23 protein-coding genes and 1 pseudogene are annotated in these 21,632 nt (G+C 59.8%); 19 read left to right on the top strand and 5 right to left on the bottom strand.

Going from position 1 to position 21,632, the window contains the following annotated elements; translation table 11 throughout:
* Position 1: 1 nt before the first annotated feature.
* The 8 genes from MCB86_RS00730 (at position 2) to sthA (ending at position 7,343) form a co-directional block, all read left to right on the top strand.
* Positions 2-1,213 (top strand): NADH:ubiquinone reductase (Na(+)-transporting) subunit B, encoded by a 1,212-nt coding sequence (locus MCB86_RS00730; RefSeq protein WP_239609093.1) that lies wholly within the window; start codon positions 2-4, stop codon positions 1,211-1,213.
* On the top strand, positions 1,206-1,994 hold the full coding sequence (locus tag MCB86_RS00725) for a Na(+)-translocating NADH-quinone reductase subunit C (protein ID WP_239609091.1): 789 nt from the start codon (positions 1,206-1,208) through the stop codon (positions 1,992-1,994). Before MCB86_RS00730 ends, MCB86_RS00725 begins: the two co-directional genes overlap by 8 nt.
* Positions 1,991-2,665 (top strand): NADH:ubiquinone reductase (Na(+)-transporting) subunit D, encoded by a 675-nt coding sequence (locus tag MCB86_RS00720; protein WP_196298674.1) that lies wholly within the window; start codon positions 1,991-1,993, stop codon positions 2,663-2,665. Before MCB86_RS00725 ends, MCB86_RS00720 begins: the two co-directional genes overlap by 4 nt.
* Entirely contained in the window at positions 2,665-3,273 is a 609-nt protein-coding gene (gene nqrE / locus MCB86_RS00715; protein WP_045162897.1) for an NADH:ubiquinone reductase (Na(+)-transporting) subunit E, read from the top strand. The genes MCB86_RS00720 and nqrE overlap by 1 nt, the downstream gene beginning before the upstream one ends.
* Before the next feature lie 12 nt (positions 3,274-3,285).
* On the top strand, positions 3,286-4,512 hold the full coding sequence (nqrF, locus tag MCB86_RS00710) for an NADH:ubiquinone reductase (Na(+)-transporting) subunit F (RefSeq protein WP_196298677.1): 1,227 nt from the start codon (positions 3,286-3,288) through the stop codon (positions 4,510-4,512).
* Position 4,513: 1 nt separating this feature from the next.
* Complete coding sequence (locus tag MCB86_RS00705; RefSeq protein WP_239609089.1) at positions 4,514-5,536, top strand: FAD:protein FMN transferase; 1,023 nt, start codon at positions 4,514-4,516, stop codon at positions 5,534-5,536.
* Complete coding sequence (gene nqrM, locus MCB86_RS00700; protein ID WP_045162894.1) at positions 5,536-5,766, top strand: (Na+)-NQR maturation NqrM; 231 nt, start codon at positions 5,536-5,538, stop codon at positions 5,764-5,766. Before MCB86_RS00705 ends, nqrM begins: the two co-directional genes overlap by 1 nt.
* A 182-nt stretch (positions 5,767-5,948) precedes the next feature.
* Positions 5,949-7,343 (top strand): Si-specific NAD(P)(+) transhydrogenase, encoded by a 1,395-nt coding sequence (sthA, locus tag MCB86_RS00695; protein WP_045162893.1) that lies wholly within the window; start codon positions 5,949-5,951, stop codon positions 7,341-7,343.
* A 119-nt stretch (positions 7,344-7,462) separates the two neighbouring features.
* Here sthA and MCB86_RS00690 read toward each other — a convergent pair whose 3' ends face one another.
* The 3 genes from MCB86_RS00690 to MCB86_RS00680 are packed head-to-tail and all read right to left on the bottom strand — an operon-like array spanning position 7,463 to position 9,062.
* Positions 7,463-8,185 (bottom strand): glycerophosphodiester phosphodiesterase, encoded by a 723-nt coding sequence (locus MCB86_RS00690; RefSeq protein WP_045162892.1) that lies wholly within the window; start codon positions 8,183-8,185, stop codon positions 7,463-7,465.
* Positions 8,182-8,487 carry a phosphodiesterase gene (locus MCB86_RS00685; protein ID WP_239609086.1) on the bottom strand — a complete coding sequence of 102 codons (306 nt, stop codon included), beginning with the start codon at positions 8,485-8,487 and terminating at the stop codon, positions 8,182-8,184. The genes MCB86_RS00690 and MCB86_RS00685 overlap by 4 nt, the downstream gene beginning before the upstream one ends.
* 2 nt (positions 8,488-8,489) lie before the next feature.
* Positions 8,490-9,062, bottom strand: coding sequence for a PilZ domain-containing protein (locus tag MCB86_RS00680; RefSeq protein WP_045162940.1), 573 nt, complete (start codon positions 9,060-9,062; stop codon positions 8,490-8,492).
* 100 nt (positions 9,063-9,162) lie between these two features.
* On the opposite strand from MCB86_RS00680, the gene MCB86_RS00675 reads away from it, so the two are divergent.
* The 3 genes from MCB86_RS00675 to MCB86_RS00665 are packed head-to-tail and all read left to right on the top strand — an operon-like array spanning position 9,163 to position 12,363.
* Positions 9,163-10,410, top strand: coding sequence for a lipoprotein-releasing ABC transporter permease subunit (locus tag MCB86_RS00675; RefSeq protein WP_045162890.1), 1,248 nt, complete (start codon positions 9,163-9,165; stop codon positions 10,408-10,410).
* Between the two features lie 7 nt (positions 10,411-10,417).
* Positions 10,418-11,116, top strand: coding sequence for a lipoprotein-releasing ABC transporter ATP-binding protein LolD (gene lolD, locus MCB86_RS00670; RefSeq protein ID WP_045162939.1), 699 nt, complete (start codon positions 10,418-10,420; stop codon positions 11,114-11,116).
* The gene (locus MCB86_RS00665; protein ID WP_239609084.1) at positions 11,116-12,363 is read left to right on the top strand and encodes a lipoprotein-releasing ABC transporter permease subunit; all 1,248 of its coding nucleotides are present in this window, start codon (positions 11,116-11,118) and stop codon (positions 12,361-12,363) included. Before lolD ends, MCB86_RS00665 begins: the two co-directional genes overlap by 1 nt.
* Positions 12,364-12,372: 9 nt before the next feature.
* Here the strand turns inward: MCB86_RS00665 and MCB86_RS00660 are convergent, their stop codons facing one another.
* Positions 12,373-12,888: a DUF2062 domain-containing protein gene (locus tag MCB86_RS00660; protein WP_045162888.1), complete on the bottom strand. Its 516-nt coding sequence runs from the start codon at positions 12,886-12,888 to the stop codon at positions 12,373-12,375.
* A 183-nt stretch (positions 12,889-13,071) separates the two neighbouring features.
* Here MCB86_RS00660 and MCB86_RS00655 point away from each other — a divergent pair, with 183 nt between their 5' ends.
* The 8 genes from MCB86_RS00655 to murB all read left to right on the top strand — a co-directional run bounded on the left by MCB86_RS00655 (position 13,072) and on the right by murB (position 19,906).
* Positions 13,072-15,297 carry a DNA internalization-related competence protein ComEC/Rec2 gene (locus tag MCB86_RS00655; protein WP_239609082.1) on the top strand — a complete coding sequence of 742 codons (2,226 nt, stop codon included), beginning with the start codon at positions 13,072-13,074 and terminating at the stop codon, positions 15,295-15,297.
* Positions 15,298-15,368: 71 nt separating this feature from the next.
* Positions 15,369-16,001 (top strand): MotA/TolQ/ExbB proton channel family protein, encoded by a 633-nt coding sequence (locus MCB86_RS00650; protein WP_045162887.1) that lies wholly within the window; start codon positions 15,369-15,371, stop codon positions 15,999-16,001.
* Entirely contained in the window at positions 15,998-16,426 is a 429-nt protein-coding gene (locus tag MCB86_RS00645) for a biopolymer transporter ExbD (RefSeq protein WP_045162886.1), read from the top strand. The genes MCB86_RS00650 and MCB86_RS00645 overlap by 4 nt, the downstream gene beginning before the upstream one ends.
* Positions 16,426-17,430: a tetraacyldisaccharide 4'-kinase gene (lpxK, locus tag MCB86_RS00640; protein WP_239609081.1), complete on the top strand. Its 1,005-nt coding sequence runs from the start codon at positions 16,426-16,428 to the stop codon at positions 17,428-17,430. The genes MCB86_RS00645 and lpxK overlap by 1 nt, the downstream gene beginning before the upstream one ends.
* A gap of 46 nt (positions 17,431-17,476) precedes the next feature.
* On the top strand, positions 17,477-17,662 hold the full coding sequence (locus MCB86_RS00635; RefSeq protein WP_025241005.1) for a Trm112 family protein: 186 nt from the start codon (positions 17,477-17,479) through the stop codon (positions 17,660-17,662).
* Positions 17,659-18,423 carry a 3-deoxy-manno-octulosonate cytidylyltransferase gene (kdsB, locus tag MCB86_RS00630; RefSeq protein ID WP_239609079.1) on the top strand — a complete coding sequence of 255 codons (765 nt, stop codon included), beginning with the start codon at positions 17,659-17,661 and terminating at the stop codon, positions 18,421-18,423. The genes MCB86_RS00635 and kdsB overlap by 4 nt, the downstream gene beginning before the upstream one ends.
* A 2-nt stretch (positions 18,424-18,425) precedes the next feature.
* Positions 18,426-18,890, top strand: a complete 465-nt coding sequence (locus tag MCB86_RS00625) for a low molecular weight protein-tyrosine-phosphatase (protein WP_239609077.1) — start codon at positions 18,426-18,428, stop codon at positions 18,888-18,890.
* Positions 18,887-19,906 carry a UDP-N-acetylmuramate dehydrogenase gene (gene murB, locus MCB86_RS00620; RefSeq protein WP_239609075.1) on the top strand — a complete coding sequence of 340 codons (1,020 nt, stop codon included), beginning with the start codon at positions 18,887-18,889 and terminating at the stop codon, positions 19,904-19,906. The genes MCB86_RS00625 and murB overlap by 4 nt, the downstream gene beginning before the upstream one ends.
* Before the next feature lie 175 nt (positions 19,907-20,081).
* Here the strand turns inward: murB and MCB86_RS00615 are convergent.
* Positions 20,082-21,632: pseudogene (locus tag MCB86_RS00615) on the bottom strand (ribonuclease E/G); the annotation flags it as partial.

Genomic DNA, 21,632 nt, shown 5'->3' with positions numbered 1-21,632 from the left:
AATGGGCATTCGCGAATTCCTCGACAAGATCGAGCACAATTTCGAGAAGGGCGGCAAGTACGAGAAGTGGTATGCACTCTACGAAGCCGCAGACACCTTCCTTTATCGTCCCGGTAGCGTAACCAAGACCACCGCTCACGTGCGTGACGGTATCGACCTCAAGCGGATGATGATCACGGTCTGGCTGTGCACTTTCCCGGCGATGTTTTTCGGCATGTGGAATACCGGCTACCAGGCCAACCTGATCTACGCACAGAGCCCGGATCTGCTTGCTTCGCAAGAAGGTTGGCGACTGGCGTTGGTCAGCGCGCTGGCCGGCTTCGATCCGAACAGCCTGTGGGATAACTTCATCCAGGGCGCGGCCTACTTCATCCCTGTCTACGCGGTGACCTTCATCGTGGGCGGTTTCTGGGAAGTATTGTTCGCCTCGATCCGCAAGCACGAGGTCAACGAAGGATTCTTCGTCACATCGGTGCTGTTTGCCCTGATTCTGCCGCCCAGCATTCCGCTGTGGCAGGTCGCGCTGGGTATCAGCTTCGGTATTGTGATCGGCAAGGAAATCTTCGGCGGTACCGGCAAGAACTTCCTCAACCCTGCGCTCACCGGTCGTGCCTTCCTGTTCTTCGCCTACCCGGCCCAGATGTCCGGTGATGCCGTATGGACAGCAGTGGATGGATTCTCCAGCGCAACGGCGCTCAGCCTGAGCTTTGCCGGCGGTATGGAGAATGTGATCGGCAGCGGTATCACTTGGATGGATGCCTTCATCGGTACCATTCACGGCTCGATCGGCGAAACCAGTACGCTGGCCATCTTCATTGGTGGAGCTGTGCTGTTGATGACCAAGATCGCATCCTGGCGGATCGTCAGCGGCGTGATGGTGGGCATGATTGCACTGAGCTATCTGTTCAACCTGATCGGCTCGGACAGCAATCCGATGTTCGCCATGCCTTGGTACTGGCACATGGTGGTGGGCGGTTTCGCCTTCGGCCTGATTTTCATGGCGACCGACCCGGTTTCTGCGTCGATGACCAATACGGGCAAATGGGTCTTCGGCGTTCTTATTGGACTGATGGTGGTCTTGATCCGGGTGGTGAACCCGGCATTTCCGGAGGGCATGATGCTGGCGATTCTGTTCGCCAACCTGTGCGCACCGTTGATTGACCACTTTGTCGTTCAGGCCAACATCAAGCGGAGGCTGGCACGTAATGTCTAGTCAAAAAGAATCCACCGTTCGCACACTGGTCGTGGCCTTGTTGGTCTGCCTGGTCTGCTCGGTGTTCGTTGCGGGTGCGGCCGTGGCGCTTCGCCCGACGCAGCTGGAAAATCGTCAGCTGGATAAGCAGCGTAGCATCCTGGCGATTGCCGGTCTGGGTGAGCCAGGCATGTCTGGCAACCAGGTGAAGGCCCTCTACAAGGACCGTATCGTCGCGAAGCTGGTCAACCTGGAAACAGGCGAGTACAGCGATGAGTTCGATCCGAACACTTTCGATCCGCTGGTTGCAGCCAAGGACCCGGAGCTTTCGCAAGCGCTCTCGGGTGATGAGGATATCGCTTCGATCAAGCGTCGCGAGCGCTACAGCGTCGTTTACACCGTCGAGGAGAATGGCGAGGTCGCTACGCTGATCATGCCGGTCCGTGGCTACGGGCTGTGGTCGACGCTGTACGGCTTCATCGCCGTCAAGGGCGATCTCAACACCGTCGAAGGGCTGGGCTTCTATCAGCATGGCGAGACTCCCGGTCTCGGCGGCGAGGTGGACAATCCCAAATGGCGTGGCCTGTGGCAGGGCAAAGAGCTGTTCAGCGAGAACGGCAAGCTGGCCATCCAGGTGGTCAAAGGCGGCGTCGATCCGCAAAGTCCGCGAGCCGACCATCAGGTCGACGCGCTGGCTGGCGCGACCCTGACCAGCAACGGGGTGAACAACCTGCTGCACTTCTGGCTGGGCGAGAACGGATTCGGTCCATTTATCGCTAACCTGCGCGCTGGGGAGGCTTGACCATGTCGCAACCTACTATCAAAGAAGTCCTGTTCAATCCGGTCTTTAATAACAACCCCATCGGCTTGCAGATTCTTGGAATCTGTTCGGCGCTGGCAGTCACCTCCAACCTTAAGACCGCGCTGGTCATGTCCGTTGCACTGACGCTGGTGGTGGCGTTTTCCAATCTGTTCATCTCGATGATTCGCAGCCAGATTCCAGGCTCGATCCGCATGATCGTGCAGATGGTGATCATCGCCTCACTGGTGATTCTGGTTGATCAGGTGCTCAAGGCCTACGCCTTTTCCCTGTCCAAACAGCTATCGGTATTCGTCGGTCTGATCATCACCAACTGCATCGTGATGGGACGCGCCGAAGCATTCGCCATGCAGAACCCGCCCATGCTGTCGTTCTTCGATGGCCTAGGCAACGGGCTCGGCTACAGCGCCATGTTGATTGCCCTCGGCATCATTCGCGAGCTGTTCGGTGCTGGCAAGCTGATGGGCTACACCATTCTTCCGGTCGTCAACGACGGTGGCTGGTACCTGCCCAACGGCATGATGCTACTTCCGCCTTCTGCGTTTTTCCTGATCGGCCTGTTCATCTGGGGTATCCGCGCCTGGAAGAAAGAGCAGGTCGAGAAGCCGTCCTTTAAGATGGCGCCGCAAGTCTCGAACAAGGAGGCTTACTAATGGAGCACTACCTCAGCCTGTTCGTCCGCGCTGTGTTCATCGAAAACATGGCGCTGGCGTTCTTCCTCGGCATGTGTACCTTCATCGCGATCTCGAAGAAGGTGGAAACGGCGATCGGTTTGGGTATCGCGGTCATCGTGGTCCAGACCATCACCGTTCCGGCCAACAATCTGATCTACACCTACCTGCTCAAGGCGGGTGCGCTGTCCTGGGCCGGTTTGCCTGAGGTCGATCTGAGCTTCCTTGGGCTGCTCAGCTACATCGGCGTGATCGCAGCCATCGTTCAGATTCTCGAGATGACCCTCGATAAGTACGTGCCCAGCCTCTACAACGCGCTGGGTGTGTTCTTGCCGCTGATCACTGTGAACTGCGCCATCATGGGCGGCACGCTGTTCATGGTCGAACGTGATTACAACCTGGCGGAAAGTACTGTCTATGGCGTCGGCTCGGGTCTGTCCTGGGCGCTGGCCATCGCGTTGCTGGCCGGTATTCGCGAGAAGCTCAAATACAGCGATGTGCCGGATGGTCTGCAGGGCCTGGGTATCACCTTCATCACCATCGGACTGATGTCGCTGGGCTTCATGTCTTTCTCTGGCGTACAGCTGTAAGGACGGGATGAACTGATGAGTTACGAAATTTTCCTCGCCATCGGTATGTTTACCGCCATCGTGCTTGCGCTGGTGGTAATCATCCTCGCGGCGCGCGCCAAGCTGGTTTCCAGTGGCGATGTGAGCATCGAGATCAACGGCGAACGCACCATTACCGTCCCTGCGGGCGGCAAGCTGCTGCAAACCCTGGCTGCTAACAACATCTTTCTTTCGTCCGCTTGCGGCGGTGGCGGTACCTGCGCGCAGTGCAAGTGCATCGTCGAGAGCGGCGGCGGCGAGATGCTGCCCACTGAAGAGTCGCATTTCACCCGTCGTGAAGCGGGCGAAGGCTGGCGCCTGTCCTGCCAGACTCCGGTCAAGGCGGACATGAAGATCGAAGTGCCAGAAGAAGTGTTCGGTGTGAAAAAGTGGGAATGCACCGTGCTGTCCAACCCGAACGTGGCGACCTTCATCAAGGAGCTGACCCTGAAGCTGCCGGAAGGCGAAAACGTCGACTTCCGTGCCGGTGGTTACGTGCAGCTGGAATGTCCGCCGCATGAGGTTCGGTACAAGGACTTCGATATTCAGGAGGAATATCGCGGTGACTGGGACAAGTTCAACCAGTGGAAATATGTGTCGAAGGTTGATGAAACCGTGATTCGTGCCTATTCCATGGCGAACTACCCGGAAGAGGTCGGTCTGGTTAAGTTCAACATCCGTATTGCGTCGCCGCCACCAGGCAAAGACGATCTGCCACCAGGCAAGATGTCTTCCTGGGTGTTCAGCTTGAAGCCGGGAGACAAGGTTACCGTTTACGGTCCGTTCGGTGAGTTCTTCGCCAAGGATACCGACGCCGAGATGGTCTTCATCGGTGGTGGCGCGGGCATGGCTCCGATGCGTTCGCACATTTTCGACCAGCTCAAGCGCCTGAAGTCCAAGCGCAAGATGAGCTTCTGGTACGGCGCACGTTCCATGCGTGAAGCGTTCTATGTCGAAGAGTATGACCAGCTGCAGGCCGAGAATGACAACTTCGAGTGGCATCTGGCATTGTCCGATCCGCAGCCTGAAGACAACTGGAATGGCCCGACCGGCTTCATTCACAACGTGTTGTACGAGAACTATCTGAAGGACCACCCGGCGCCTGAGGATTGCGAGTTCTACATGTGCGGCCCGCCAATGATGAACGCCTCGGTGATCAAGATGCTTACCGATCTCGGCGTCGAACCGGAGAACATTCTGCTCGACGACTTCGGCGGCTAGCATGGCCCATGCGTTCTTTCGGCCCGTCATCGTTGCCGCCCTGGCGGCGGCCCTGACGGGCTGTCTGTTTCAGGACAAGGTGGAAAGCTTCGGTGGCCCGACCATGGGCAGCACCTACATGGTCAAGTACGTGGCGGGGCGCGAGGCAGCCGACAAGGAGCAGCTACAGCGCGAGACCGAGTCGATACTCGCCGAGATCGACAGGCAACTGTCGACCTACCGGGTCGATTCGGATATCGAAATGTTCAATGCTTTGCCTGCAGGCGAATGCACGAACATGCCCGACGGCGTGCGCGAGCTGATCCTGGCGGGGCAGCAGCTTTCAGACGAAAGCGACGGTGCGCTGGATCTGACCATCGAACCGCTACTTAACCTCTGGGGATTTGGTCCGCAGGGGCGAGGCGAGCGGGTGCCGTCTGCTGAAGAAATTGCCACGGCTCGGCAAAATGTCGGCCAGCATTATGTCCGGGTAGAGGGCGAGCAGCTTTGCAAGGACAGGGCTGTCCAAGTCGACTTCAACAGTATTGCCGCCGGCTACGCGGTTGATCAGGTCGCGGCAGCGCTCGAGGCATCAGGCGTCAACAGTTATCTGGTAGAGATCACCGGGGAGCTCAAGGCGCGGGGCCGCAAGCCGGATGGGGCGCCCTGGCGCGTCGCTATCGAAGCGCCACGGGATAACGAGCGGGTTGCGCAACGAATCATCGAACTGGATGGCTTTGCCGTTTCTACCTCCGGTGATTACCGCAACTATTTCGAGCGTGACGGCAAACGTTATTCACACACGCTCGATCCGCAAACCGGCGCCCCTATCGTTCACCATCTGGCGGCTGTGACGGTGGTCGATCCCTCGACATTAAGGGCTGACGGATTGTCTACTGTGCTCATGGTAATGGGTCCCGAGCGGGGAATGGCGTATGCGACAGAGCGAAATATCGCAGCGTTTTTCGTCATCCGCGAGGGACAGGAATTCGTAAGCAGAAGCACCGGGGCCTTCGATGAGTTATTCGGTGCGGGAGCAGAGTAATGACTTGGTTAATCGTTTTTCTCGTCATGCTGTTGGTCGTGTTCGGCATGTCCATCGGCGTGATCATGGGGCGTAAGCCCATCGCCGGTTCCTGCGGGGGCATCGCCAATCTTGGCATCGAAAAAGAGTGCTCGATCTGCGGCGGTAGCCGCGAGAAGTGCGAAGAAGTAACTGCGCAGGCGAGCCAGGGTGAAAAAGCAGATCTCGCGTACGACGCGACCAAACGCTGACCCCGGCTGTGGCGTGGTCGGCTGCGTTGGCCGCCGACCCGAGTCTTGCATGCTGCAGCGCCGATGCCGCTTGGATTTATCGGCGTAAGGTCCAGGGCGGTACGCCAGCGATGGCGATTCGCCCAGACCAACCGAATTTGTTAACGGCGGCAGGGCTGCCTGCTGCGTGTTCAGGGGTGAATATGGCTGTCTACAATTACGATGTGGTGGTATTGGGCTCGGGCCCTGCCGGCGAAGGCGCTGCAATGAACGCGGTCAAGGCTGGACGTAAGGTAGCCGTGGTCGATAGCAGGCCGCATGTGGGCGGCAACTCCACTCATCTGGGTACCATCCCGTCCAAAGCGCTGCGCCATTCGGTGCGCCAGATCATGCAGTACAACACCAACCCGTTGTTCCGCCAGATCGGTGAGCCGCGCTGGTTTTCGTTTCCCGATGTACTGAAGAGCGCCGAAAGCGTAATCGCCAAGCAGGTCACCTCGCGTACCGGCTATTACGCTCGCAACCGTATCGACATTTTCTTCGGCACTGCGAGTTTTGCCGACGAGCAGACCGTCGAAGTGGTCAGTGCCAACGGCATGGTTGAAACGCTGGTGGCCAATCAATTCATCATTGCGACCGGCTCGCGCCCTTATCGCCCTGCCGACGTCGATTTCTCGCATCCTCGCATATATGACAGCGATACCATTCTGACCCTAAGCCACACGCCACGCCGCTTGATCATCTACGGAGCCGGGGTGATCGGTTCGGAGTACGCGTCGATTTTCAGCGGTCTCGGCGTGCTGGTCGACCTGATCGACAACCGAGATCAGTTGCTCAGCTTCCTCGATGACGAGATCTCCGATGCGCTCAGCTATCACCTGCGCAACAACAACGTATTGATTCGTCATAAAGAAGAGTACGAGCGTGTCGAAGGAGTCGACAACGGCGTCATCCTGCATCTGAAATCGGGCAAGAAGATCAAGGCGGACGCCTTTCTCTGGTGTAACGGGCGGACCGGTAACACCGACAAGCTCGCCCTGGAAAACATCGGTCTCAAGGTCAATAGCCGCGGGCAGATCAAGGTGGACGAGCATTACCGTACCGATGTCGGCAATATCTACGCAGCGGGCGATGTGATTGGTTGGCCATCGCTGGCCAGTGCGGCCTATGACCAAGGCCGTTCGGCAGCCGGGAGCATCGTCGAAAACGACAGCTGGCGCTTCGTCGACGATGTGCCGACCGGTATCTACACGATTCCGGAGATCAGTTCGATCGGCAAGAACGAGCGCGAACTCACGGAGGCGAAGGTTCCCTACGAAGTGGGCAAAGCGTTCTTCAAGGGAATGGCACGAGCGCAGATTTCAGCCGAGCCAGTAGGTATGCTGAAAATCCTTTTCCATCGAGAAACGCTGGCGGTGCTCGGCGTGCATTGCTTCGGCTATCAGGCATCGGAAATCGTGCACATCGGTCAGGCGATCATGAACCAGCCGGGTGAGGCGAATACGCTCAAGTATTTCATCAATACCACCTTCAACTACCCAACCATGGCCGAAGCCTATCGCGTCGCTGCGTTTGACGGGCTAAACCGGCTTTTTTGAGCGGCTCCGACCGGTGGCCTGAGCCGGTTGGAGAAGATACCCGGAACTGGCGCTGGCCGAATCGGGAAAGCTTTTGAGGGCAGGAACGAGGACCGCCGGGCATGGCGGTCCTCTTCAGTTCATGTGTTGCGCAGCGTGGTGACGGCGAGGCCAGGGTAATCGGTGATTAGGCTGTCGACGCCGAAATCCGCGAGCCGACGCATCAGCGCCGGTTCGTTCACTGTCCATACCGAAACGTGCAGCCCTTGCTGGCGGGCTTTGGCTATCCGCTCGGGCGTGCACAACGTCCACTTAAGCGCCAGCAGCTCGCAGCCGTATTGCTTGGCCACTTTCAAGGGGTCGAGCCAGGCGTATTCGGCGACCAGTCCGCACGATATTTCCGGGGTCAGGCGCTTCAGGGCCCGCAACACTTCCCGTGATCCGGATGTGACGGTGATCCGATCAAGCAGGCCATAACGCTCGGCCAGCTCTTTGATTGCGAGCACCGAGCGCGCGGCGCGAACCCTCGATGCGCTTTTGACTTCCAGTTGCCAGTGCTCGAAATCGCATTTCTCGAACAATTCCGACAAGCGCGGGATAGGGCAGGGTTGTTTCCAGCCTGGTCCGCCACTGCGCGCGTCGTAACGAATCAGGTCTTCAGCGTCGTGCTCGACGACCTTGCCGCGTCGTCCCGTGGTGCGTTTGAGTGTCGGGTCATGGATGACCATCAATTCGCCGTCTTTGGACAAATGAAGATCCAGCTCGCAGCGGCGCACGCCATGGGCGAGGCATCGCTGGAAGCCGACCAAGGTGTTTTCCGGAGCTTCACCTTTTGCGCCACGATGGCCATAGATCAATGTCACGGTTGTTTATCTCGCTGTGCTGGAGTGAGACGTTGGTGGTGCAAAACACTGTCGATCACCCGGTTATCTTCGAAGTAAACCGAAAACTCACGATAATCCCAGCGCGTGATAGGCGGTTGACCAACAGCAGGATGCTCTTCATCGGCAAGACCGAAGCGCTCAAGTACCTGGTTCTTGGCGTCGCCGCGATTGGGCAAAGGCTGTTGGGTTTGACCTTGTTGGCCGATTGGAATGCGGATGACGTCGGCCTGTGCTGGGATGCAGAGAGCAAATGTCAGAAGCGGGATAAGCAATCGATGCATGTTCAGGTTCCTTGCAGACTTTCACGAGCCAGGCGTCGTTCCGTCGCCTGTTTCTGCAGGATATGCCGCGCGAGCAGTTGCCGTTGTGCATCAGTCAACGCTTCGAAGGACGTGCCGATTGCAAAGCGCCCGTCGTCGAGGGCCTGGCAGCTCGCGACGCGGGCGCGTAACAACATGCCCAGACATTGCGGCATCAACACCAGCTTGAGCGTCCAGAGCGTGTCTTCGCCGAGCGGCTGGTCATTGACGAAACTGATGCCGCCTTCCGAGAGCACAACCTCGCGTGCTGCCCCCAGGTCTTTTATCAGGTCCTGTGCCAATGCTTGGCCCAAGAGGTCGATGCGCTTGTTCTGCACCTTCAGATAGTTGGCTAGCGTGCGATTCCCCTCTGCGATCTGGCGCAGCAGGTACTGTGCTTCGAAATCGAGCTGGTGCAGTTCACCAAGCAAGTCGAACAGCCGCACTGAGCCGCTACCGGAGACTGTTTCGGCGTGTTCCGGCGGCAGGATTTCCAGTGCGATCATGTCCTCGATACGATAGTATTCGCGGCGATCTTCGGTGTCTTCTGTGGGCATGTCGATCCCCGGGCTGCAGTGATGGCTTGAGTGTATCAGGCCGCCTGGCAACGTCATTCAGCTTGTTATTTCCTGCCAGCGAAAGCGAACTCATCGATTTATGTTCAGACCGCTGTCCGTGTATATCGGGGCGCGCTACACACGCGCCAGACGTCGCAGCCTCTTCGTCTCCTTCATATCCTTCACATCCATGATCGGGCTCGCGCTCGGCGTGCTGGTGATGATCGTCGTGTTGTCGGTGATGAACGGTTTCGACCAAGAAATGCGCAGTCGCGTGCTGGGCATGGTCCCGCACGCCACGATCGAAAGCGCGACGCCGATCAACGACTGGCAAGCCTTGGGGCAGCGGCTCGCGCAGCATCCGCAGGTCGCAGCGGTAGCGCCGTTCATTCAGATGCAGGGCTTGCTGACCCACCGCGGCCAGGTTACCAAGACTCTCGTCAATGCCGTGGATCCAGTGGTCGAACCGGACGTATCCATTGTTGGCCAGTTCTTTCGAGAGGGCACGCTAGAAGATCTGGTGCCTGGAGAGTTCGGCATCGTTATTGGTGACAAGGCGGCCGAAAAACTCGGTGTTGGTGTCGGCGACAAGATCACCTTCGTCGCCCCTGAAGTGACGGTCACCCCAGCGGGTGTTTTCCCGCGCATGAAGCGCTTCACGGTACGCGGCATCTTCCATGTAGGCGCGGGTGAGATCGACGGTTACGTGGCGATGGCTAATATTTCCGACCTCGCACGGCTGCATCGCTGGAAGCCCGATCAGGTCCAAGGGCTGCGTTTGCGTTTCGTCGATTTGTTCGAGGCTCCGCGTATTGCATGGGAATTGGCGGGCCAGTTGGGTGACGACTTCTATTCGCGCGATTGGACCCGCACCCATGGCAATCTCTATCAGGCGATCCGTATGGAAAAGGCCATGATCGGGCTGCTGCTGCTGCTGATCGTCGCGGTGGCCGCCTTCAATATCATTTCCACACTGGTCATGGTCGTGACCGACAAGCGCGGAGACATCGCCATCCTGCGTACCCTTGGCGCGACGCCCCGGCAGATCATGGCGATTTTCATGGTTCAGGGCACGGTCATCGGCGTCGTCGGTACTCTGGTAGGCGCCTTGCTCGGTATTTTCGCAGCACTGAACGTTAGCGGTTGGATCGCTGCGCTGGAGCGCCTGATCGGACACAAGTTTCTCAGCGCTGATGTGTACTTCATCGATTATCTCCCGTCTCGACTGTTGGCCGCCGACGTGATCCAAGTCTGCGTCGCAGCGCTCGTCCTGAGTTTTTTTGCCACCCTATACCCGGCGTGGCGTGCCGCCCGTACCCAACCGGCCGAGGCGCTACGATATGAGTGAGCTGGTTATGAATGAAAGGTCATCCAACGATCGTGCGGTATTGAGTTGCCGTAACCTGGGAAAACGCTACGAGCAGGGCCCGGAGTCGGTCAGTGTGCTGTCCGGCCTGCAACTGGAGTTGTTTCCGGGGCAGAGGGTTGCCATCGTCGGCAGTTCGGGCTCGGGTAAAAGTACGCTGCTGAACCTGCTTGGTGGTCTTGATACACCGAGCGAAGGAAGCGTCTGGCTGGCCGGCGAGGAGCTTTCAGCCCTTAGCGAAAAGGATCGTGGGCTGTTGCGTAATCGCGCGCTGGGCTTCGTCTACCAGTTTCACCACTTGTTGCCCGAATTCACCGCTCTGGAGAACGTCTGCATGCCATTGCTGATCGGCAAGGCGCCGATCGTCGATGCACGGGCACGTGCGACGGAACTGTTGCAGCGTGTGGGGCTCGGCCACCGGTTGGCGCACAAGCCGTCAGAGCTGTCCGGGGGCGAACGTCAACGCGTGGCGATTGCTCGTGCATTGGCCAACCGCCCGGCGCTGGTCCTGCTCGATGAGCCTACCGGTAACCTCGATCACCATACCGCCCAAGGTATTCAGGATCTGATGTTGGAGTTGAGCAGCTCGTTGCGCACTGCGTTTCTCGTCGTTACTCACGATCCGCAACTCGCCGGGCAAATGGACCACATTCTGCGCCTGGAAGACGGCCGGTTGGTGGCCGGGTAATGTTCAGGCCGCTCAGCATCTTCATTGGCAGTCGCTATACGCGGGCCAAGCGTCGCAACCATTTCATCTCCTTCATTTCCTTGACCTCCATGATCGGACTTTCGTTGGGCGTGCTGGCGATGATCATGGTGCTTTCCGTCATGAACGGATTTCAGCGGGAGATGAGCAACCGCATTCTGGGAATGGTTCCGCACGTCGTGATCGCCGGTGACGGACATCCTGTGGCTGACTGGCAATCGCTGGCCGGGCAGCTCCGGTCGCATCCCGAAGTGCTCGGCGCCGCGCCAATCACTCAGCTGGAGGGCATGCTTTCATTCAAGGGCTCGATGCAGCCGATCGAGATTAAGGGCATCGATCCACAGGCCGAAGGTAAGGTATCGATACTTGGTTCGAAGATGGTCGCCGGCAGGCTCGACGATCTCAAACCGGGCGAGTCCGGCGTAATTCTCGGGCTGATGACCGCGCGGCGATTCGGTTTGAAACTGGGCGACAAGCTCACCCTCATTGTCCCTGAGCTCACTGACGCGCCTGGCGGCATCACGCCTCGCATGCAGCGATTGAATGTCGTCGGGGTATTCAAGGTGGGCGCCGAACTGGACGGCAGCCTGGCCATGATTCATCGGACCGATGCGGCGCGGATTCTTCGCTGGCAACCGGACCAGGTCGAAGGTGTCAGGCTCAGACTGGCAGATCTGTATCGCGCTCCGGAGGTTGCGCACGACCTCGTTGCCAGGCTTGGTGCCGGTTACCGCAGCGAGGATTGGTCGCTCACACAGGGCAGTCTGTTCAGCGCCATGAAGATGGAAAAGACCATGATCGGGCTGCTGCTTCTGCTGATCGTGGCGGTTGCCGCTTTCAACATTATCGCCACCTTGATCATGGTGGTGGCCGATAAGCGTGCCGATATCGCGATTTTGCGTACCCTGGGGGCGACGCCTCGTCAGATCATGACGATTTTCATGGTGCAGGGCAGCATCATTGGCCTGACCGGCACGCTGATAGGTACCGTCCTAGGTGTGTTGGGCGCGCTCAACGTCAGTACGCTGGTGGGATGGTTGGAGCGGGTGTCGGGGCAACACATCTTCAGCTCCGACGTCTACTTCATCAACACCTTGCCATCAGAGCTGCGTCTGGAGGATGTGCTGTTGGTGACGCTAGCCGCATTGATCCTGAGCTTCTTGGCGACACTCTATCCCGCTTGGCGTGCAGCGCAGACTCAGCCCGCAGAAGCGCTGCGCTATGAGTAGGTGTGCGTGTCAGCGGCGGTCCAGTTGGCGCTTGCGCCAACTGCGGCTGACCCACCAGCGCCAATAGGCCTGAGTCGCAATGTAACCGAGCACGGCCAAGACGAGGCCGACCACCAGAGAGCCTAGATACAAGGGCTCCCAGTGACTGCTGAGCATCTTCTGCACCCATGCGAGGGTCAGCTCCATCGGCATCGGCGAAACCGGGGTATCCATCAGCCAGGCGCCGACCTTGTAGTTGCAATAAAAAACCGGAGGCATGGTCAATGGGTTGGTCAGCCAGACCAGCCCTACGGCTATTGGCAGGTTGGCCCTGGCTGGAACCGCACATAGCGCGGCGGCCAACATCTGCATGGGCATCGGAATCATGGCCCAGAACAGGCCAATGGCTATCGCTCTGGAAACCGAATGCCGGTTGAGGTGGAGCAGGTTTGGATCGTGAGTCAGGGTGCCGAGAAATCGCAAAGATTTGTGAGTCTTTATGCGATCGGGGTGCGGCATGTAGCGTTTGAAAAAACGACGCGGCATGAAGATTCTCTGGCGGGCTGAAGCGCGCCCGATTATGCCTGAAACGAGACCCGGCGCTGAGATGAGTTTGTGACATGGATTCTACACTGTGGCGGCCGACAGGATGTCGGTGATGCCACAGTGACTCGGTAGCCGTCTTCTACGGATGTGCTGATCGCTGGAAGGGAATCCAGGAGATGTTTCATGCGTACAGCCTTGCTGGCACTGGCGGCAGGCCTTTTATTGCTGCGCTTTCTACCGCAACTGCCACCTTTTGGGTCGCTGCCGTTCATGTTCGTGACGGGACTGGTCTTGTTGCCGTTTCGTTGGCGAGCGCTTGGCTGTTTTCTTTGCGGTCTCGCATGGGCCTGCCTGAGTGCTCATTGGGCGTTAAGCGACCGCCTCCCGACCGAACTCGACGGTCGTACCTTCTGGCTTGAAGGGCAGGTGACTGGACTGCCGGATGTTCGTGACGGTGTGGTGCGCTTCGAACTGGTTGATGTCTCATCCCGACATGCCGGCTTACCCTCGCGGATGCGCCTGGCCTGGTACGGTGGACCGATGATCCAGGCGGGAGAGCGATGGAGGCTTGCCGCCAAGCTCAAAAGACCACGTGGCCTGGTCAATCCCCATCCATTCGATTACGAGGCCTGGCTTCTTGCACGTCGGATCGGTGCCAGCGGCACGATCAAAGCAGGCGAGCGGGTGGCGTTTGCAGATGGGAACCTGGCGTGGCGCGATCGGTTGCGCCAACGCTTGATGGCGGTTGACGCCCAAGGACGCTCGGGTGCAATTGCAGCGCTGGTGGTTGGCGATGACAGTGGTTTGTCCAAGTCAGACTGGCGCATCCTGCAGGACACCGGAACCGTGCATTTGATGGTGATCTCGGGACAGCATGTGGGGATGCTGGCCGGTCTGCTCTATAGCCTGGTTGCGCTATTGGCGCGTTGGGGCATCTGGCCGCGGCGGATCGACTGGCTGCCTTGTGCCTGCGGTCTGGCGCTGTTCGGAGCACTCGCATACGGTTGGTTGGCGGGCTTCGAAGTCCCGGTTCAGCGGGCTTCGATGATGGTCGCGCTGGTGCTGTTGTGGCGCTTGCGGTTTCGACATCTCGGTGTCTGGTTACCGCTGCTCGTCGCGCTCGATGGCGTCTTGCTAATCGATCCATTGGTTAGTTTGCAATCGGGATTCTGGTTGTCTTTCCTGGCCGTGGCGCTGCTCGCATTGGTCTTCCGTGGTCGACTGGGCAGCTGGGACTGGTGGCGGGCGTTGAGCCGTGCCCAGTGGTGCATGGCGCTCGGCCTGTTGCCGGCATTGCTTGCGCTGGGCTTGCCGGTGAGCCTGAGCAGTCCAATCGCCAATCTTTTTGCGGTGCCACTGGTCAGCATGCTGATCGTGCCGCTGTCTCTGATGGGGGTTTCGCTGCTGTGGTTGGCGGGCGTTGGTGAGTCGTTGCTATGGTTGGCGGGTGGCCTGTTGGCGTTCCTTTTCGATACGCTGCAATGGCTTGCCGGTTGGCAGGCTGCATGGCTACCGGCATCGTTGCCGATATGGGCCTGGGTGCTGGTCGCGCTGGGGACGCTGCTATTTTTGTTGCCGGCCGGGGTGCCATTTCGAGCGTTGGGACTGTTGCTTCTCGCGCCGTTGCTATTTCCGCCAGTAAACAAACCCGCAGCGGGACAGGCGGAAATTTGGGTGCTTGATGTCGGTCAGGGGCTGGCCGTGCTGGTGCGCACCCGGGAACATGCACTTCTATATGACACGGGACCGCGCTATGGCGACTTCGATATTGGCGAGCGGGTGGTGTTTCCGTCGTTGAGAACGCTGGGATTGACCGATCTCGACCTGATGCTCCTCAGTCACGCTGACAGCGATCATGCCGGTGGCGCCATGGCTATCAAGAGGCTGATGCCGTTGGCGCGAGTGCTCAGCGGTGAGCCGGAAAGACTGCCTGCTTCGCTGGGTGCCGAGGCGTGCCGCTCTGGAGAGCACTGGGAATGGGAGCAGGTCCGCTTTACGCTTTGGCGATGGTCACAAGCCCAGGATGGAAACCAGTCGTCGTGCGTGCTGCTGGTCGAAGCCGGCGGTGAACGCCTGCTATTGACCGGAGATATCGATACGCTGGCCGAACAGGCGCTGCTGGCGAGCAAACTGCCGCTGGGCGTGCGGTGGTTGCTGGTGCCGCATCACGGTAGCCGCAGCTCATCTTCAACCGCATTCATCCAGGCAGCCGGTGCCGAAGGCGCGCTTGTCTCGCGCAGCCTGCACAACGCCTTCGGCCATCCGCATCCGGATGTCGTGCAACGTTTGCGGGCATCGGGCGCCCGGATTTTCGATACGGCTGAACTGGGTGCTCTGCAGATCCGTCTCGGCCGTTTCGAGCCCATTCGAGGATTGCGCGCCGAACGGCGATTCTGGCGGGAAAAATGAGAACCGTGGCCGTCGGCGGTTCGTCGGCCCTATGCTAGAGTGGCGCCACTTTTTCGAGGGGGATTCATCTCGTGTGGGAGCTGGTTAAAGCGGGCGGCTGGATAATGCTGCCAATCATTCTATGTTCCGTCGCCGCGGCTGGCATCATCATCGAAAGACTATGGACGCTACGACCCAGTCGCGTGACTCCGTCGCACCTCCTCGGTCAGGTGTGGAAGTGGATCAAGGACAAGAAGCTCAGCAACCAGAAACTTAAAGAGCTGCGCGCGGATTCGCCACTCGGCGAGATCCTAGCTGCGGGCCTGGCCAATTCCAAACATGGCCGGGAGATCATGAAGGAGTGTATCGAGGAGGCTGCGGCGCGTGTCGTCCATGACCTCGAGCGCTACCTCAATGCGTTGGGTACCATTGCCGGCATCGCGCCATTGCTCGGCCTGCTAGGCACCGTGCTCGGAATGATCGAGATCTTCAGTGCCTTCATGGGATCAGGCATGGCCAATGCACCCTTGCTCGCTGCGGGTATCTCCAAGGCATTGATCACCACGGCGGCTGGCCTGATGGTCGGTATCCCGGCCTTGTTTTTTCACCGTTTCCTGCTGCGCCGCGTCGAAGAACTGGTGGTTGGAATGGAGCAGGAGGCGATCAAGCTGGTCGAGGTCGTACAGGGCGACCGCGACGTCGATCTGGGTGAGGGCAAGGCGTGAAGTTTCGACGTAAGGCGCGAGAAAACGTCGACATCGGCTTGGCTCCGCTGATCGATGTGGTGTTCATCTTGTTGCTGTTCTTTGTGGTGACCACGACCTTTACCCGCGAAACACAGCTCAAGGTGGATTTGCCTGAAGCGGCCAGTGGTACGCCGCCCCAGGATGCCGAGAAAAAGCAGTTGGAAGTGGTCATCGATGTCGATGGCAGCTTTACCCTGAACGGCAAGACGTTGATCAAGCATGACCTGAGTACGTTAATGGCAGCTCTCAGCAAGGAGTCTGGCGGCGACACCAGCCTGCCGATGATCATCAGCGCTGATGGCAAGACCCCGCATCAGGCCGTCATCACAGCCATGGATGCAGCCGGAAAGCTCGGTTTTGCGCAGCTTCGTATCACCACCGTCGAGGCCCAGCCGGAGCCCTGATGTCCTTCGCCGACCGTCTGCAGCGAGCCTGGTACGAAGGGCACCCGGCCCTGGCGTTGCTCGCGCCACTGGAGGCGCTCTACCGGCGTGTGGTCGTCGCCAAGCGAAAGAAGTTCATCAACGGTGCGACAGATCGTTACCGCGCTCCGGTGCCTGTGGTGGTGGTGGGTAATATCACCGTTGGCGGAACCGGCAAGACTCCACTGATTCTATGGCTCATCGAACATTGCCGTCGCCGCGGCCTGAAGGTGGGGGTGGTCAGCCGTGGCTACGGCGCCACACCACCGTCGTATCCCTGGCGAGTGATGCCCAACCACTCGGCGGCCGAAGCGGGTGACGAGCCGCTTTTAATCGCGCAGCGAACCGGCGCTCCGGTCATGATCGATCCGGATCGATCACGCGCCGTTCGCGGACTGCTCGAGTGCGAGCCACTCGATCTCATTCTTTCCGACGACGGCTTGCAGCACTACCGGCTGGCTCGCGACCTCGAACTGGTACTCATCGATGCTGCGCGTGGCCTGGGCAATCTTCGCTGTCTTCCTGCCGGCCCGCTGCGTGAACCGCTCGAACGGCTGGAGTCGGTCGACGCGGTGCTTTTCAATGGAGCACTGACCGACAGTCCGTCCGGTTTCGGCTTCGCCTTGCGGCCATCCCGATTGATCGAGCTGGCAAGCAATCAGGCTTGGTCGCTTGATCATTTCCCTCCAGGCCAGCAGGTGCACGCGGTCGCCGGGATCGGTAATCCACAGCGTTTCTTCAGTACGCTCGAGGCGCTACACTGGCGACCGATTCCGCATCCCTTCGCCGACCACGCCCGTTATAGCCTGGAGCAGCTGAGTTTCAGCCCCGAGCTACCCTTGGTGATGACGGAGAAGGATGCGGTCAAATGCCGGGCATTCGCGCCGCCGGGCTGGTGTTATCTGCAGGTGCAGGCCGAGCCATCGGCGGCGTTCGTGACCTGGTTCGATACACAGCTGGGCCGATTGCTACCTGAACACCCCTAAGCCGCTCGATCTGCCAGGTGCGGTCGGCTGCATCCAAGGACTGCGCATGGATACCAAACTGCTCGATATTCTCGCCTGCCCGCTCTGCAAGGGCCCGCTGAAGCTCACCGACGACAAGTCCGAACTGATCTGCAAAGCCGACGGCATGGCGTTTCCGGTGCGAGACGGGATTCCGGTGATGCTGGAAAGCGAAGCCCGCACCTTGGAAGTGGACGAGCGCCTAGACAAATGAGCAGCCCTTACACGGTCGTGATCCCGGCGCGTTATGCGTCCACCCGCCTGCCTGGCAAGCCGCTGCAAGACATCGCAGGCAAGCCGATGATTCGTCACGTCTGGGAGCAAGCTTGCAAGAGCGGTGCGCAGCGAGTGGTGGTGGCTACCGATGACAAGCGGATTCTCGAGGCTTGCCAAGACTTCGGGGCGGAGGTGTTGCTGACACGTATCGATCACAATTCGGGCACAGATCGCCTCGCCGAAGTGGCGAATAAGCTGGGCCTCGAGACTGATGCGATCGTCGTCAATGTGCAGGGCGATGAGCCGTTGATTCCTCCTGCGGTAATCGATCAGGTCGCGCGCAACCTCGACGCACATCCGGAAGCGGCCATCGCCACGCTTGCCGAGCCGATGATCGACGCGCAGTCGTTGTTCAATCCCAACGTAGTGAAGGTACTTAGCGATATCAATGGCTTGGCGTTGACCTTCAGTCGTGCGCCGTTGCCATGGGCGCGGGATGACTTCGCCCGTGACCGGGACGCGTTTCCGGCTGAGGTTCCCTATCGTCGACATATCGGCATCTATGCCTACAGGGCCGGATTCCTGGCCGACTTCGTCGCCTGGGGGCCTTGCTGGTTGGAAAACACTGAGTGCCTCGAGCAGTTGCGCGCGCTTTGGCATGGCAAACGCATTCACGTCGCCGATGCGATCGAGGCGCCTCCGGCTGGCGTCGACACCGCAGAAGATCTCGAGCGTGTCCGCAAGCAGCTCGGAGCCTGAGCATGAACGTCCTATTCGTCTGCATGGGCAACATCTGCCGATCGCCCACGGCTGAGGCGGTGTTTCGCAAGCACGTGCAGGACGTTCGGCTGGAAGGTCGCATTTCCATCGATTCTGCTGGAACCGGTGGTTGGCACGTCGGTAAAGGGCCGGACCCGCGGTCCTGCCAGGCGGCCGCCAGGCGAGGCTATGACCTCAGCACGCTACGAGCGAGACAGGTGGCGGTCGAGGACTTCCAGCGCTTCGATCTGATCCTGGCAATGGATCACGAGAATCTGGAGCGACTGCAGGCGCTACGGCCCTCGAACTCGCGCGGTGAGCTGGACCTGTTCCTGCGCCGATACAACCTGGGCGAAGATGCTGTGCCTGATCCGTATTTTGGTGGCCAGGACGGTTTCGAGCAGGTGCTTGACCTGATCGAAAGGGCATCCGTCGCCCTGCTTAACGAGGTCAGGGAGCGTCTGTGACCCTTATCATCGAACAGAACCGCTCGCTCAAGGCCTTCAATACGATGGCTGTCGAGGCGAGCGCGGCACGCTTTACCGAGGCTCATAACGACCAGGAGGTAGTCGAGGCGCTCGCCGAGGCTCGCCGTCTTGGTGCCCCGCTGTGGGTACTCGGTGGTGGCAGCAACCTGGTGCTTACTGCGGATGTGGATGCGCTGGTGCTGCGCATGGCCAGTCGGGGCGTGCGGGTGCTCAATGACGACGGTGAGCAGGTGGTGATCGAGGCGGCGGCGGGGGAGTCATGGCATCCTTTCGTGCTGCACAGCCTGGAGCTCGGTTTGTCCGGCCTGGAAAACCTCAGCCTGATCCCCGGTACCGTCGGCGCTGCACCGATTCAGAACGTTGGTGCATATGGCGTCGAAATCAAAGACGTGTTCGCTGGGCTGACCGCGCTGGACCGTGAAACTGGAGGTCTCGTTGAATTCGATCTGCAAGCGTGCCAGTTCGGCTACCGTGACAGCTTGTTCAAGCGCGAGGCCGGGCGCTACGTCATTCTGCGGGTGCGCTTTTTGCTGCAGCGAACGGCAAATCTGAAGCTTGAATACGGGCCTCTGCGCCAATGGTTGCAACAGCACGATATCCGCCATCCGACGCCAATGGATGTAAGTCGTGCGGTCTGTGCCATTCGCAGCGAGAAGCTGCCCGACCCCCGGGTTTTGGGCAATGCAGGCAGTTTCTTCAAGAATCCTTTGGTCCCTCAGTCGATCGCAGCTGCATTGCGGGCGCGATACCCCGATCTGGTGGCGTTTGCGCAAGGCGACGAGCAGGTCAAGCTTGCCGCCGGCTGGTTGATCGAGCGAGCGGGCTGGAAAGGCTATCGGGACGGTGACGCGGGTGTGCATCGGTTGCAGGCATTGGTGCTCGTCAATTATGGTCAGGCCACCGGTCGGCAGATTCTGGATCTGGCTTGGCGCATCCAGGCGGATATTGCCGAACGCTTTGGCGTGCAGCTGGAAATAGAGCCCAACGTCATCTGATACGGAGTCCGTTCGGCCGCTCTACTCGTTGGTATGGCGGGCGGCTTGCGTCTGATCGCTTTCGGTTGTGCCGTGTCGAGGATTATCGGCGTATCCATTTCCTGTAGGTTCCAGTGACGGGCACGTGGACACAAAAAAGGGATGCCGAAGCATCCCTTTTTTACTGCTGTGCCTGTCAGTTCTGGCGCTTATCGGCGTCATCCTGCTCGGTGGCTTCGTCGGCCACCTCAGGGGCAGCTTCCGTGGTGGGCTTGATCGGTTCCTCGAGCAGAACAGCTTCTGTGACGGCCTGTTCGGCTTCTGGTTCGGCCGTTTGTGGCTGCGCCGGTTCGATGGCCTGCTCTTCCTTGCTGCTGGCTGAATCGGCGACTGGTTGTTCGGCCGATGCAATATCAACCGCCTCGCTGACAACGATTTCAGGGCTTGCCAGTTCCGCTGGCGTCTGTGCTTCGGCTGAAGCTTTCGCTTCGGCGGCCTTCGCTTCGGCTTCGGCTGCTTCCTTGGCCTGGTGCTCCTGCTCGAGACGGCGACGACGTACTTCGCGCGGGTCGTTGGGTGCGCGGCCGGTCGCTGTCAGAACTGGAGCTACCGGTTCGACGGGCGCTGCCGCTGGCTGTTCGGCAACCGGTTCGACCGGTGCTTGCGCGACCTCAGGCTCGATTGCCGAAAGTTCTGGTTGGCTAGCTTCTGGCTGCGGGGCAGTGGCTGGTGCGGCTTCTGCGATAGTCGGTGTCGTGGTGTCGCCTGTTGGCGCTGGGTTGACTTCTTCTGCGGGCTTCGCCGTTTCGGTCGTGTTAGCCGTTTCGGCATTGGCTGACGCTGGCGTTTCCGACGTCGCCTCGGCCTGGATCGCCGCTGGTGCTGTGTCGGTGTCGGCCGTGTTCGCCGCTAGGGCGGCTGCCGTCGCGGCAATGGCAACCTGCTCGGATTTCACCGGTGCATTGCTTTCACTGACTTCGGCAACGTTGTTCTCGGACTCTTCGCCAATCTCGTTGCCGTTGGCATCACGCTGACGATCACGGCGGTTGCTGCGACGACGCTGACCGCGGGAACGACGACGCGGACGATCTCCGCCTTCGGTCGACTCTTGTTCATCCTGCGTGGCTTCTGCGGTGTCATTTTGCTGCAGTTCGTCCGTGCTCGCGGTTTGCTCTGCGCGAGGCTTACGCTCTTCGCGAGGCGGGCGCGGTTTACGCTCGGTGATTTCCTCACTGGCAGCCCCCACTGGAGTGGTCTGGGCTGGCTCATCCAGCGGTGCACGCAATTCGCGCTTGCGCTCTTCGCGGGGTTGGCGATCCTCGCGTGGCGTGCGTTCGCGACGCGGCTGTGGCTGCGCCGGGCTGTCGTTGGCCTCGATCGGCTCGCGAGGTTCACGGGCTTCGCGTGGCTTACGCTCCTCGCGTGGAGGACGAGGCTGGCGCTCTTCGCGGGGCTGACGCTCTTCACGTGGGGCGCGCTCTTCGCGCGGAGCACGCTCCTCGCGCGGCTTGCGTTCTTCGTCGCGATTGCTGCGTGAATCACGGCGACGGTTCTGCTGGCGGCCACTGCGACGCTCGTCGTTGCGCTGCGGACGGCTGCTGGTCGCGGGCTTCTGCTTGACTTCAGCGGCCGGGGCTTCCTGCTTGCCGGCGAAGAGACCGACCAGCGATTTGACCAGCCCTTTGAACAGGCTCGGCTCCTGGGCGGCAGGCGCGGCGGCTTCTACTGGCGTGGCGGCCGGCGCCGG

Source organism: Pseudomonas sp. KSR10 (genome assembly GCF_022355455.1).
Classification (GTDB): Bacteria; Pseudomonadota; Gammaproteobacteria; order Pseudomonadales; family Pseudomonadaceae; genus Stutzerimonas; species Stutzerimonas stutzeri_E.
This window is presented reverse-complemented; position numbering and strand designations above follow the sequence as displayed.

Bases quoted from the DNA above. Each gene is read 5' to 3' on its own strand.
- MCB86_RS00725 (WP_239609091.1), top strand. From the start codon at position 1,206: ATGTCTAGTCAAAAAGAATCCACCGTTCGCACACTGGTCGTGGCCTTG.
- MCB86_RS00705 (WP_239609089.1), top strand. From the start codon at position 4,514: ATGGCCCATGCGTTCTTTCGGCCCGTCATCGTTGCCGCCCTGGCGGCG.
- nqrM (WP_045162894.1), top strand. From the start codon at position 5,536: ATGACTTGGTTAATCGTTTTTCTCGTCATGCTGTTGGTCGTGTTCGGC.
- lpxK (WP_239609081.1), top strand. From the start codon at position 16,426: ATGTCCTTCGCCGACCGTCTGCAGCGAGCCTGGTACGAAGGGCACCCG.
- MCB86_RS00675 (WP_045162890.1), top strand. From the start codon at position 9,163: ATGTTCAGACCGCTGTCCGTGTATATCGGGGCGCGCTACACACGCGCC.
- MCB86_RS00635 (WP_025241005.1), top strand. From the start codon at position 17,477: ATGGATACCAAACTGCTCGATATTCTCGCCTGCCCGCTCTGCAAGGGC.
- sthA (WP_045162893.1), top strand. From the start codon at position 5,949: ATGGCTGTCTACAATTACGATGTGGTGGTATTGGGCTCGGGCCCTGCC.
- kdsB (WP_239609079.1), top strand. From the start codon at position 17,659: ATGAGCAGCCCTTACACGGTCGTGATCCCGGCGCGTTATGCGTCCACC.
- nqrE (WP_045162897.1), top strand. From the start codon at position 2,665: ATGGAGCACTACCTCAGCCTGTTCGTCCGCGCTGTGTTCATCGAAAAC.
- MCB86_RS00665 (WP_239609084.1), top strand. From the start codon at position 11,116: ATGTTCAGGCCGCTCAGCATCTTCATTGGCAGTCGCTATACGCGGGCC.
- MCB86_RS00680 (WP_045162940.1), bottom strand. From the start codon at position 9,062: ATGCCCACAGAAGACACCGAAGATCGCCGCGAATACTATCGTATCGAG.
- lolD (WP_045162939.1), top strand. From the start codon at position 10,418: ATGAATGAAAGGTCATCCAACGATCGTGCGGTATTGAGTTGCCGTAAC.
- MCB86_RS00655 (WP_239609082.1), top strand. From the start codon at position 13,072: ATGCGTACAGCCTTGCTGGCACTGGCGGCAGGCCTTTTATTGCTGCGC.
- MCB86_RS00730 (WP_239609093.1), top strand. From the start codon at position 2: ATGGGCATTCGCGAATTCCTCGACAAGATCGAGCACAATTTCGAGAAG.
- MCB86_RS00685 (WP_239609086.1), bottom strand. From the start codon at position 8,487: ATGCATCGATTGCTTATCCCGCTTCTGACATTTGCTCTCTGCATCCCA.
- MCB86_RS00625 (WP_239609077.1), top strand. From the start codon at position 18,426: ATGAACGTCCTATTCGTCTGCATGGGCAACATCTGCCGATCGCCCACG.
- MCB86_RS00660 (WP_045162888.1), bottom strand. From the start codon at position 12,888: ATGCCGCGTCGTTTTTTCAAACGCTACATGCCGCACCCCGATCGCATA.